The 386-nt window shown below is 71.8% G+C and carries 1 pseudogene; it reads left to right on the top strand.

Annotation, left to right across the window (positions count from 1 at the left end):
* Positions 1–372, top strand: a pseudogene (locus tag C7C45_RS33065) (glycosyltransferase); the annotation flags it as partial.
* Positions 373–386: the final 14 nt, after the last annotated feature.

The raw sequence follows: 386 nt of genomic DNA, 5'->3' as shown, positions 1-386 counted from the left end.
CACCAGGGCTGGCTGCCCGAGGAGATGAACCGCACAATCCACGGCGTCGAGCAGTGGCTCAGCAACGAGTCCGGCCGCGTCATCGTCTGCTCCGGTTACATGCGCGACGAGGTGAACGCGCTGTTCGGCGTACCGGCCGGACGGGTCGACGTGGTCGCCAACGGCGTGGAGCCGCACGGCTGGGGCGCGCCGGCAAGCGCCGTGGCCGACGCCCGAGCCCGGGTCGCCGGGGACGGCCCGATGGTCACCTTTGCCGGCCGACTCGTGTACGAGAAGGGCGTCAAGCACCTGGTCGCCGCGCTCCCCCGGCTGCGCGAGCGGCAGCCCGGCCTGCGTGTAGTGATCGCCGGCGTCGGTGCGTACCGGGACGAAACGTAAGCCGAGGT

The sequence above is a fragment of the Micromonospora arborensis genome (assembly GCF_003205615.1).
Taxonomy (GTDB): Bacteria; Actinomycetota; Actinomycetes; order Mycobacteriales; family Micromonosporaceae; genus Micromonospora; species Micromonospora arborensis.
Note: the sequence above shows the minus strand (reverse complement) of the source record. Positions and strands in the feature narration are given on the sequence as shown.